The organism is Bacillus sp. SRB3LM, assembly GCF_015712745.1.
Taxonomy (GTDB): domain Bacteria; phylum Bacillota; class Bacilli; order Bacillales; family Bacillaceae_G; genus Bacillus_A; species Bacillus_A thuringiensis_K.
In genome coordinates, this window is sequence record NZ_VWVQ01000024.1 from 68,046 (window position 1) to 79,473 (window position 11,428).

Genomic DNA, 11,428 nt, shown 5'->3' on the forward strand with positions numbered 1-11,428 from the left:
AATTTTTTGACTTTTTGTAAACGTTAACAATGTTGTTAAATCAATATAATTAAAGAAGTACGTACGATTAAAAATTATAAATTTTCTAAAAATTCACTTGATTTATTTAGAAAGGAGAGTAAACTAGGAAACAATAAAAAATTCATAGAACATAGGAGGCGCTTCTAGTGAATGAGCAATGGATTTTCTTAAATGGAGAATTTGTTCCAAAAGATGAAGCAAAAGTTTCAGTATATGATCATGGCTATTTATATGGCGATGGAGTATTTGAAGGAATTAGAGTTTATAGCGGTAATGTTTTCCGTTTGAGAGAGCATCTTGTCCGGTTGTATGAATCAGCAAAATCAATCCTTTTAGAAATTCCATATTCATTAGATGAAGTAACAAATATTGTTGTTGAGACAATTCAACAAAATAAATTATCTAATGGATACATTCGACTTGTTGTATCAAGAGGAGCAGGAAATCTTGGATTGGATCCCGATTCATGTAAGAAGCCGAATGTAGTAGTAATTGCAGAACAATTATCTTTATTCCCACAAGAATATTATGAGAAAGGGATTCCAGTTGTAACAGTTGCAACGCGCCGAAATCGTCCCGATGTTTTATCCCCTCAAGTAAAATCTTTAAATTACTTAAACAATATTTTAGTTCGTATTGAAGCGAAATTAGCTGGAGTACAAGAAGCACTTATGTTAAATGATCAAGGATATGTAGCTGAAGGATCAGGAGATAACGTGTTTATTGTTAAAGGAAATAAATTAATTACACCACCAAGTTCTGCTGGAGCGTTAGAAGGTATTACACGAAACGCCATTTTAGAAATTGGTGAAAAACTTGGATATGACGTAAGAGAAGAGTTATTTACAAGACATGATGTATATGTAGCTGATGAGGTGTTTTTAACAGGAACAGCTGCTGAAGTTATTGCTGTTACGACAGTAGATGGTAGAACGATTGGCTTAGGGCAAACAGGTCCACATACGAACCGTTTATTAGAAGAGTTTCGTAAGTTAGTTGTAGAAGATGGAGAGAAAATTTACGAAGAAAACAAAGTTGGATAACAACTTTTTTAACATAAGAAAGCGTTGATAGGGAGGAGTAGTTGATTGTGAAGCCTCACAGAGAGTCGGTGGTTGCTGAAAACCGATGGTTCACGTCGACGAACATCGCCCTTGAGTGCTAAGCTAAAGCATTTGTCTAGGCTTAGACGGTAGCTCCGTTATTAGCTAGATCCATTTATGGATCACTGAGGCAAGAGTATTCTTGCAAAGAAGGGTGGTACCGCGAAATCTTTCGTCCCTTCAGCACATAGCTGGAGTGTGGACGTAGGGTTTTTTTATTGTATAAAAGTTTGAAAAAGGGGGCTTATAAGAACAATGTCTTCAAAAACGGAAGAGAAACTGGCAACTGGTGCACAGCTATTGTTAGAAGCGCTAGAAAAGGAAGGCGTAGAAGTGATTTTCGGTTATCCGGGTGGTGCCGTTTTACCTCTCTATGATGCATTGTATGATTGTGAAATTCCACATATTTTAACAAGGCATGAGCAAGGGGCGATTCACGCTGCTGAAGGGTATGCCAGAATTACAGGGAATCCAGGGGTTGTAATTGCAACGAGTGGACCAGGTGCTACAAATGTAATTACGGGTCTAGCTGATGCGATGATTGATTCATTGCCACTTGTAGTATTTACAGGCCAAGTAGCAACAACGTTAATTGGGAGCGATGCTTTTCAAGAGGCAGATATTATGGGACTTACGATGCCAGTGACAAAACATAACTATCAAGTGCGAAAGGCCTCAGATTTACCTCGGATTATTAAAGAAGCATTTCATATTGCTAAAACAGGAAGACCAGGACCAGTCGTTATTGACCTTCCGAAAGATATGGTAGTCGAGAAAGGTGAGCGATGTAGCAATGTACAAATGGATTTACCAGGATATAACCCTAATTATGAACCGAATCTACTTCAAATAAACAAATTACTACAAGTAATTGAAACCGCAAAAAAACCGTTAATTTTAGCTGGAGCGGGTATATTGCACGCGAAAGCGTCGAAAGAATTGACAAGTTTTGCTCGTAAATATGAAATCCCTGTTGTGCATACATTACTTGGACTTGGTGGTTTTCCGCCAGATGATGAACTATTTCTAGGGATGGGGGGAATGCACGGTTCTTATACAGCCAATATGGCATTATATGAATGCGACTTACTCATTAATATAGGCGCGAGATTTGATGATCGTCTTACTGGAAATTTAGCTTTTTTTGCTAAAGGGGCGACTGTTGCACATATCGATATTGATCCAGCAGAAATCGGGAAAAATGTGCCAACAGAAATTCCTATTGTTGCAAGTGCTAAGCAGGCGTTAGAAGTATTGCTTCAATCAGAAGGAAAGAAAGAAAATCATCATGAATGGCTCTTTTTATTAAAGAGTAGAAAAGAAAAATATCCATTCTCTTATAAACGAAATTCTCAACGTATTAAACCTCAATATGCGATTGATATGCTATATGAAATTACGAAGGGAGAAGCGATTGTAACAACAGACGTTGGGCAACACCAAATGTGGGCAGCACAATATTATCCGCTGAAAAATCCAGATAAATGGGTAACTTCTGGCGGATTAGGAACGATGGGGTTCGGATTTCCAGCAGCAATCGGTGCGCAAATTGCAAAGCCTGAAGAATTAGTTATTGCAATTGTTGGTGATGCTGGGTTTCAAATGACTCTGCAAGAATTAAGTGTATTAAAAGAACACGCTTTACCTGTTAAAGTATTTATTTTAAATAATGAAGCTTTAGGAATGGTAAGACAATGGCAAGATGAATTTTACAACCAAAGATATTCGCACTCTTTATTGCCATGCCAACCAGATTTCGTCGCTCTTGCGAATGCATATGGCATAAAAGGTGTTCGTATTGACAATCCACTTCTTGCAAAGAAGCAAATCCAGCATGCAATTGAATTACAAGAGCCAGTCGTAATTGATTGTCGTGTACTTCAATCAGAGAAGGTTATGCCGATGGTTGCACCAGGAAAAGGTGTTCACCAAATGGAGGGAGTGGAAAAAGGGTGAAGAGAATTGTTACAGCGACAGTTCGAAATCAAAGTGGTGTGTTAAACCGAATTACAGGGGTTATGACACGAAGACATTTTAATATTGAAAGTATTTCAGTAGGTCATACGGAATCATCTGACATATCGCGGATGACGATTGTTGTACACGTTGAAAGTGAACAGCAAGTCGAGCAGTTAATTAAACAACTTCATAAGCAAATTGATGTTTTGAAAGTATCAGATATTACAGAAGAAGCGATGATTGCAAGAGAACTTGCACTTATTAAAGTAGCGACTTCAGTAGCAAGAGCTGAATTATACAGTTTAATTGAACCGTTTCGAGCCGCTGTAATAGATGTTGGGAAGGATTCCATAGTTGTGCAAGTAACAGGTACTCAGGAAAAAGTAGAAGCGTTAATTGAATTACTTCGTCCATACGGTTTGAAAGAAATTGCAAGAACAGGTGTAACAGCCTTTACGCGTAGTATGAAAAAACAAGATAAGCAAGTTATGTTAATCCAATAATCATTTAAATATAGGGGGAAATGAAAATGGCAAAAGTTTATTATGAGAAAGATGTAACAGTAAATGTATTAAAAGAAAAGAAAGTAGCAATCATCGGATATGGCTCGCAAGGTCATGCGCATGCGCAAAATTTACGTGATAACGGATTTGATGTAGTAGTAGGTTTAAGAAAGGGTAAGTCTTGGGATAAAGCGAATGAAGATGGGTTTTCTGTATATACAGTAGCAGAAGCAGCGGAAAAAGCTGATGTAGTAATGATTCTACTGCCTGATGAATTACAACCAGAAGTATATGAAGCTGAAATTGCACCAAATTTACAGGCTGGAAACTCTCTCGTGTTCGCACATGGATTTAATGTTCACTTTGATCAAGTAAAACCACCAGCTAATGTAGATGTATTTCTAGTAGCACCAAAAGGACCGGGGCATCTCGTACGCCGTACGTTCGCCGAGGGAGGGGCTGTTCCTGCATTATTTGCAGTATATCAAGATGCAACAGGAGTTGCGACTGAAAAAGCACTTTCTTATGCTGACGGAATTGGAGCAACGAGAGCTGGTGTACTAGAAACGACGTTTAAAGAAGAAACAGAAACAGATTTATTTGGAGAGCAAGCTGTGCTTTGCGGCGGAGTGACTGCACTTGTAAAAGCAGGGTTTGAAACGTTAGTTGATGCGGGGTATCAGCCTGAACTTGCATATTTTGAATGTTTACATGAACTGAAGCTAATCGTTGACCTTATGTACGAAGGTGGACTTGAAAATATGAGATATTCAGTTTCAGATACAGCGCAGTGGGGAGACTTCGTATCAGGACCACGCGTTGTTACTGAAGATACGAAGAAAGCGATGGGTACAGTGCTAGCAGAAATTCAAGATGGTACATTTGCAAGAGGTTGGATTGCAGAGCATAAAGCAGGAAGACCGAATTTCCATGCGACAAATGAGAAAGAGAATGAACATGAAATCGAAGTAGTTGGACGTAAATTACGTGAAATGATGCCTTTCGTACAGCCGCGAGTAAAGGTAGGGATTAAATAATATGAAGAAGATTTTGTTCATGGATACGACGCTACGTGATGGCGAACAATCACCAGGAGTGAATTTAAATGAACAAGAGAAATTACAAATTGCTAGACAATTAGAGAGGCTTGGTATTCATGTAATGGAAGCTGGATTCGCGGCAGCTTCCGAAGGAGACTTCCAATCGGTAAAGCGCATTGCGAATACAATTCAAAATGCTACGGTTATGAGTTTAGCTAGAGCGAAAGAAAGTGACATTCGAAGAGCATATGAAGCTGTGAAAGGTGCTGTATCTCCTCGTCTACACGTATTTCTAGCTACGAGTGATATTCATATGAAATATAAACTTTGTATGTCAAAAGAAGATGTGTTAAATAGTATTCATCGCTCGGTTACGCTCGGGAAATCATTATTTCCGACAGTACAATTTTCTGCAGAAGATGCGACAAGAACATCGAGAGCATTTTTAGCTGAAGCAGTAGAAATTGCGATTCGCGCAGGAGCGAATGTAATTAATATTCCGGATACAGTTGGATATACGAATCCGGAAGAGTATTATTCTCTTTTTAAATACTTACAAGAATCCGTTCCTTCATATGAAAAAGCAATTTTTTCTTGTCATTGTCACGATGATCTTGGGATGGCAGTAGCAAATTCGCTAGCCGCAGTTGAAGGGGGAGCACTGCAAGTAGAAGGAACGATTAATGGCATTGGAGAAAGAGCAGGGAATGCGGCGTTAGAAGAAGTCGCAGTTGCTCTTCATATTAGAAAAGATTTCTATAAAGCAGAGCCTTCGATGACTTTAAAAGAAATTAAGGCGACGAGTACATTGGTAAGCAGATTAACAGGTATGGTGGTGCCGAAAAATAAAGCGATTGTTGGAGCGAATGCATTCGCTCATGAATCAGGAATTCATCAAGATGGTGTATTAAAAGAAGTGACAACATATGAAATTATTGAACCAGCACTAGTAGGCGAATCTCAAAACCTATTTGTACTTGGAAAACATTCTGGGCGTCATGCGTTTACAGAAAAAATGAAAGAACTTGGCTATGAATTTACAAACGAAGAGCGGGATACAGTATTTGAAGCATTTAAAAAATTAGCTGATCGTAAAAAGGAAATTACTGAAGAAGATTTACGCGCACTTATGCTTGGTGAAGCAGCATTTGCAGCCCAGCAATATAACATTACGCAATTACAAGTACATTTCGTATCAAATAGTACACAATGCGCGACAGTTGTACTAAAAGATGAGGAAGGAAATGTATATGAAGATGCAGCTACTGGCTCTGGTAGTATTGAAGCGATTTATAATGCAATCCAAAGAATTTTAGGATTAGAATGTGCATTGGCGGATTATCGCATACAATCTATTACACAAGGTCAAGATGCACTTGCTCATGTTCATGTTGAATTAAAAGAAGGTAGTCACCAAATATCAGGTTTCGGAGTTGCGCAAGACGTATTGGAAGCGTCGGCGAGAGCTTATGTCCATGCAGCAGGGAAATTAAAATCTCTTATAGCGCTTGTGAAATAAATATTTGATAGGTGAGAGAAGCTTTCCTCACCTATCAAATTAAAGTTCTGAAAATTCTGTTAAAAGGAGTGTTAAAAATGGAAAAACGTATCGTTTGTTTAGCTGGTGATGGTGTTGGTCCAGAAGTAATGGAAAGTGCGAAGGAAGTATTGCATATGGTAGAAAGGCTATATGGACATCATTTTCATTTGCAAGATGAGTATTTTGGTGGTGTCGCTATCGATTTAACTGGGCAACCATTACCACAGCGAACACTTGCCGCCTGTTTAGCGAGTGATGCGGTTTTGCTTGGAGCAGTAGGTGGACCAAGGTGGGATAGTGCGAAAGAAAGGCCTGAGAAAGGATTATTAGCATTAAGAAAAGGACTCGGTGTATTTGCGAATGTTCGCCCTGTAACGGTAGAAAGTGCAACTGCACATTTATCACCATTAAAAAACGCTGATGAAATTGATTTCGTTGTCGTTCGTGAATTAACAGGCGGAATTTATTTTTCTTATCCGAAAGAGCGAACGGAAGAAGTGGCGACAGATACACTTACGTATCATCGCCATGAAATTGAACGTATCGTTTCGTATGCTTTTCAATTAGCGAATAAGCGGAAGAAAAAAGTAACATCTATTGATAAAGCGAATGTTTTAGAGTCTAGTAAATTATGGAGAACTGTGACAGAAGAAGTAGCACTTCGCTACCCGAATGTGGAAGTAGAACACATTTTAGTAGATGCAGCAGCTATGGAATTAATTCGGAATCCAGGAAGATTTGACGTTATTGTAACGGAAAATTTATTTGGTGATATTTTAAGTGATGAGGCTTCAGTATTAGCTGGATCATTAGGAATGCTTCCATCAGCAAGTCACGCTGAAAAGGGGCCTTCATTATACGAGCCTATTCACGGATCAGCACCGGATATTGCGGGGAAAAATAAGGCAAATCCAATTGCGATGATGCGTTCTGTTGCAATGCTGCTTGGGCAATCGTTCGGATTAACGAGAGAAGGCTATGCAATTGAAGAAGCAGTTTCTGCAGTCCTTAAATCAGGAAAATGTACAGCAGATATCGGGGGGACTGAAACGACAACTTCATTTACAAAGGCAGTTATTCAAGAAATGGAAGAGCAAGCGTTAGTAGGGAGAGGAAGATAATGGCGAAAAGGTTACTAGATAAGCTTTGGGAAAGACATGTAGTTGCGACTAATGAAAATGGATTGGATTTATTATATATCGATCTACATCTTGTTCATGAAGTAACGTCACCGCAAGCCTTTGAAGGCTTGCGGCTTACAAATCGAACAGTCCGCAGACCAGATTTAACATTTGCAACGATGGATCATAATATTCCAACGAAAGATGTTTGGAATATTACCGACCGCATTGCGAAGCAGCAACTAGATACACTTCGGGAAAACTGTAAACAATTTCAGGTGCCATTAGCGGATATCGGAGATGAAGAGCAAGGGATTGTTCATGTTATAGGACCAGAACTTGGACTCACACAGCCAGGAAAAACGATTGTTTGTGGTGATAGTCATACAGCAACACACGGTGCTTTTGGCGCACTAGCGTTTGGTATTGGTACGAGTGAAGTGGAACATGTATTGGCAACGCAAACGTTATGGCAACGAAAGCCGAAAGCGATGGGCATTGAGTTAAAAGGAAAGTTACCGCAAGGTGTTTATGCGAAAGATATTATTTTACACCTTCTTTCAAAGTACGGAGTAGCAGTTGGAACAGGTTACGTAATGGAATTTTACGGAGAGGCCATTCATGCTATGGATATGGAAGAGAGGATGACGCTTTGCAATATGGCAATTGAAGGGGGAGCAAAGGCTGGCATTATTGCACCAGATGAAAAAACAGTTGCTTACGTAAAAGGGCGTAAATATGCACCGAAAGACTATGAATCTATTAAGAAAAAATGGTCAGAACTTTATACAGATTTAGATGCAGTTTATGATTTACATATTCTAGTAGATGTTGCGGATTTAGCGCCGTACGTTACGTGGGGAACAAATCCTAGTATGGGTGTTCGGATCGATGAGAAATTGCCAGAAAAGCATGATGCAAATGACGAAAGAGCGTTTTCTTATATGGGATTGAGTCCCGGACAAAGTACGTATGACATTCCAGTTCAACATGTTTTCATTGGATCTTGTACAAATTCCAGGCTTTCTGACTTAGAAATTGCTGCATCTGTCGTGAAAGGTAAAAAAGTAAAAGAAGGTGTGCGAGCACTTGTTGTACCTGGATCTCAAAGGGTAAGAGAAGCGGCGATGCATAAAGGATTACATCGCATATTTGAAGAAGCTGGATTTGAATGGAGAGAGCCTGGATGCTCAATGTGTCTAGGTATGAATCCAGATCAAGTGCCTGAAGGAGAACATTGTGCCTCTACGTCAAATCGCAATTTTGAAGGAAGACAAGGAAAGGGAGCACGAACGCATTTAGTTAGCCCGGCAATGGCGGCAGCGGCTGCGTTATATGGTCATTTTGTTGATATTAGAAAGGAGAGTTATGATGGAGCCATTTCGTATTCATAAAGGTACTGCCGCAGTACTGATGAATGATAACATTGATACAGATCAAATTATTCCGAAGCAATATTTAAAGAGAATTGAAAGAACTGGGTTTGGAATGTTTTTATTTGATGAGTGGCGATATGATAATAATCGCCAAGAAAACCCTAATTTCCCGCTGAATGCACAAGAAAGAAAAGGAGCCAGCATATTAATCACAGGTGATAATTTTGGATGTGGCTCGTCTAGAGAACATGCTCCGTGGGCGCTTGCTGATTATGGTTTCCGCGTTATTATCGCTGGAGGATTTGCCGATATCTTTTATATGAATTGTATGAAGAATGGCATGTTACCGATTGTAATGGATAAAGATATGCGTGAACAACTTGCTAAAACAGATGCGAGGGAACAAATCATAGTTGATTTAGAAAATGAAATAATGACAACGAATACGCATAGATTTCATTTTAAAATCGAGAAAATGTGGAAAGAGAAGTTATTAAATGGTTTAGATGAAATTAGTATTACAATGCAATATGAAAAAGAAATAAAAGAGTATGAAAGAAAGGTAGCTGTATATTAAGAAATAACGTAATATTTAAAATATATTTACATTCAAAATGAACTGTTATATACTATGTGAAAATCAGAGGAGAAAGGGAGTAAGTATTATGAATATCGTGCAATCTATTACAATGCTTACACAACTACATCATCATACATGAAACCCTTGAACCTAGCGTGAAAACGTGTAGGTACAAGGGTTATTCCCGTTGTACCTACACTCTACTGAAGAGCCTTGTAGGTATTTTGTCTACAAGGCTCTTTTTATTTTCGGCTTAGGTGAATGAAATAGGCATACATTAGAAGGGGAAAGGTGTGAAAATTCAAATGACAAAATGGAAACGGGCAAACCCGAATGGAACGAGAGATTATTTATTCGAAGAATGTACGTTAATTGAAGAAGTGGAGCAAAAATTAAGGCTTACTTTTTTAGAGAGAGGTTATGAGGAAATAAGAACACCTACAATTGAATTTTATGATGTTTTTGCATTTCAAAATAGACCGATAGATGAAGAGAAGATGTATAAATTTTTTGATGAAAAGGGAAGGATTATCGTTTTACGTCCAGATATGACAATTCCTTTAGCGAGAGTTATTGGAACACAGAGATGGGATACGCCACTTAAAGTGACGTATAGCGGGAATGTATTTCGAGCGAATGAATCCCATTCTGGAAAATATAATGAAATCGTACAAAGTGGTATTGAAGTTATTGGGATTGATAATGTAAGAGCTGAAATTGAATGTGTAATAAGTGTCATTCAAGCACTTCAAAAGTTGAAGGTGCAATCTTTTACAATTGAGATTGGGCAAGTCCAGTTATATAAATGTATTGTAAAAAAACTCTCCATCCAGGATGAAGAAGAAAGGGTACTTAGAACGTATATAGAAAGTAAAAATTATGCTGCCCTCTCAAATTTTATCGGAGAAAAGAAATTAGATCGATGCGATGAGACAGTAAGATTACTTGAGAAATTACCAAGGCTATTTGGAAATTTAGAAGTTATTGAGGAGGCAGAAAAGCTTGCTTCAAGTAATGAAATGAAAATGGCAATTGCAAGAGTAAAAGAAATGTATGAAACAATTGAAACGTTAGGATATGGTTCTTACATATCAATTGATTTGGGTATGATTCAACACTTAGATTACTATACGGGTGTTATTTTCAAAGGATATATATATGAAATTGGAGAAGAAATCGTTAGTGGCGGAAGATACGATGAGCTAATTGGGAATTTTGGAGAAATGCTGCCAGCTGTTGGACTCGCGGTACAAGTAAATCAAATTGTGAAGGCGCTGCAAGAGCAGCAAGAACCATATGAACGAAATCAAATTGATATTGTGATTCATTATGAGTTAAATAGATTAGCGGAAGCAGAAAGGTTACGAAATTTACTTCGAAAGGATGGGAAAAATGCTTGGTTATCTCTATTCTCTAATTTAAGCGATACATTTCAATTTGCAAGAAAAAATAAAATAGGAACAGTCGTTGAGGCAAAGAATGAATATTTAGTGGAATATGTATGGAATGAGAAATGGGTAGTCCAGAAAGAAGGAGAGGCTTCATGCGTAACATTCAAATTGCGTTAACGAAAGGAAGGTTAGAAAAACATGTCATTCCACTTTTTGAGCAGATTGGAATTGATTGTTCCGATCTCAAAAATAAAGGTCGGAAGCTTGTATTTCAAAGTAAAAATACAAATGTTTCATTTATTTTAGTAAAAGCGGTTGATGTTGCTACTTATGTAGAACATGGGGTAGCTGATATTGGGATCGTTGGAAAAGATATTTTAATGGAAAACGAGAAAGATATTTATGAAATGCTGGATTTAGGAGTGGGGATTTGTAAGTTTTGTGTTGCTTCTATTCCTACGTATAATCCGAAGAGTTACCGGAAGAAAAGAATTGCTACGAAATACCCACATATTACTTCTACTTATTTTCATGATAAGGGAGAGGATGTAGAAATTATTAAAATAGAAGGTTCTGTAGAAATCGCTCCTCTTCTTGGATTGGCAGATGCGATTGTAGATATTGTTGAAACAGGAAAAACATTACAAGAGAATGGACTTATTGTATTTGAGGAAATGCACTCTATATCGGCTCGGATGATTGTAAATAAGGCAGCCTTAAAAACTAAAAAAGACGAAATATTCAGTATTGTAAATATGATGGAGCAAGAAATCTTATCAGGGAAATAGGAGGAC

Annotated in this window: 10 protein-coding genes and 1 other annotated feature; all 10 genes read left to right on the forward strand. The window is 38.1% G+C overall.

The genetic code is table 11. The annotated features are described in order from the left end of the window. Positions 1–167 precede the first annotated feature (167 nt). The 10 genes from ilvE (at position 168) to hisG (ending at position 11,422) form a co-directional block, all read left to right on the forward strand. The gene (ilvE, locus tag F3I02_RS16590; protein WP_001005480.1) at positions 168–1,064 is read left to right on the forward strand and encodes a branched-chain-amino-acid transaminase; all 897 of its coding nucleotides are present in this window, start codon (positions 168–170) and stop codon (positions 1,062–1,064) included. Between the two features lie 15 nt (positions 1,065–1,079). Further along, positions 1,080–1,307, forward strand: a binding site (T-box leader). 72 nt (positions 1,308–1,379) lie between these two features. After that, complete coding sequence (gene ilvB / locus F3I02_RS16595) at positions 1,380–3,080, forward strand: acetolactate synthase large subunit (protein WP_000095836.1); 1,701 nt, start codon at positions 1,380–1,382, stop codon at positions 3,078–3,080. Further along, entirely contained in the window at positions 3,077–3,586 is a 510-nt protein-coding gene (gene ilvN, locus F3I02_RS16600; RefSeq protein ID WP_000822953.1) for an acetolactate synthase small subunit, read from the forward strand. Before ilvB ends, ilvN begins: the two co-directional genes overlap by 4 nt. 26 nt (positions 3,587–3,612) lie before the next feature. After that, entirely contained in the window at positions 3,613–4,623 is a 1,011-nt protein-coding gene (gene ilvC, locus F3I02_RS16605) for a ketol-acid reductoisomerase (RefSeq protein ID WP_001151743.1), read from the forward strand. Between the two features lies 1 nt (position 4,624). Next, on the forward strand, positions 4,625–6,145 hold the full coding sequence (gene leuA / locus F3I02_RS16610) for a 2-isopropylmalate synthase (protein ID WP_046945109.1): 1,521 nt from the start codon (positions 4,625–4,627) through the stop codon (positions 6,143–6,145). 77 nt (positions 6,146–6,222) lie between these two features. After that, positions 6,223–7,287: a 3-isopropylmalate dehydrogenase gene (gene leuB / locus F3I02_RS16615; protein ID WP_000415382.1), complete on the forward strand. Its 1,065-nt coding sequence runs from the start codon at positions 6,223–6,225 to the stop codon at positions 7,285–7,287. After that, positions 7,287–8,681 (forward strand): 3-isopropylmalate dehydratase large subunit, encoded by a 1,395-nt coding sequence (gene leuC / locus F3I02_RS16620; protein WP_046945108.1) that lies wholly within the window; start codon positions 7,287–7,289, stop codon positions 8,679–8,681. The genes leuB and leuC overlap by 1 nt, the downstream gene beginning before the upstream one ends. Then, the gene (gene leuD, locus F3I02_RS16625; protein ID WP_196478189.1) at positions 8,659–9,240 is read left to right on the forward strand and encodes a 3-isopropylmalate dehydratase small subunit; all 582 of its coding nucleotides are present in this window, start codon (positions 8,659–8,661) and stop codon (positions 9,238–9,240) included. Before leuC ends, leuD begins: the two co-directional genes overlap by 23 nt. A gap of 308 nt (positions 9,241–9,548) precedes the next feature. Then, positions 9,549–10,811 (forward strand): ATP phosphoribosyltransferase regulatory subunit, encoded by a 1,263-nt coding sequence (locus tag F3I02_RS16630; RefSeq protein WP_000170298.1) that lies wholly within the window; start codon positions 9,549–9,551, stop codon positions 10,809–10,811. Further along, the gene (gene hisG / locus F3I02_RS16635; protein ID WP_001244467.1) at positions 10,787–11,422 is read left to right on the forward strand and encodes an ATP phosphoribosyltransferase; all 636 of its coding nucleotides are present in this window, start codon (positions 10,787–10,789) and stop codon (positions 11,420–11,422) included. The genes F3I02_RS16630 and hisG overlap by 25 nt, the downstream gene beginning before the upstream one ends. Positions 11,423–11,428 lie beyond the last annotated feature (6 nt).

Excerpts from the sequence above, each read along its gene's own strand:
- ilvB (WP_000095836.1), top strand. The coding sequence starts at position 1,380 with ATGTCTTCAAAAACGGAAGAGAAACTGGCAACTGGTGCACAGCTATTG.
- ilvC (WP_001151743.1), top strand. The coding sequence starts at position 3,613 with ATGGCAAAAGTTTATTATGAGAAAGATGTAACAGTAAATGTATTAAAA.
- leuA (WP_046945109.1), top strand. The coding sequence starts at position 4,625 with ATGAAGAAGATTTTGTTCATGGATACGACGCTACGTGATGGCGAACAA.
- leuB (WP_000415382.1), top strand. The coding sequence starts at position 6,223 with ATGGAAAAACGTATCGTTTGTTTAGCTGGTGATGGTGTTGGTCCAGAA.
- leuC (WP_046945108.1), top strand. The coding sequence starts at position 7,287 with ATGGCGAAAAGGTTACTAGATAAGCTTTGGGAAAGACATGTAGTTGCG.
- leuD (WP_196478189.1), top strand. The coding sequence starts at position 8,659 with ATGGAGCCATTTCGTATTCATAAAGGTACTGCCGCAGTACTGATGAAT.
- F3I02_RS16630 (WP_000170298.1), top strand. The coding sequence starts at position 9,549 with ATGACAAAATGGAAACGGGCAAACCCGAATGGAACGAGAGATTATTTA.
- hisG (WP_001244467.1), top strand. The coding sequence starts at position 10,787 with ATGCGTAACATTCAAATTGCGTTAACGAAAGGAAGGTTAGAAAAACAT.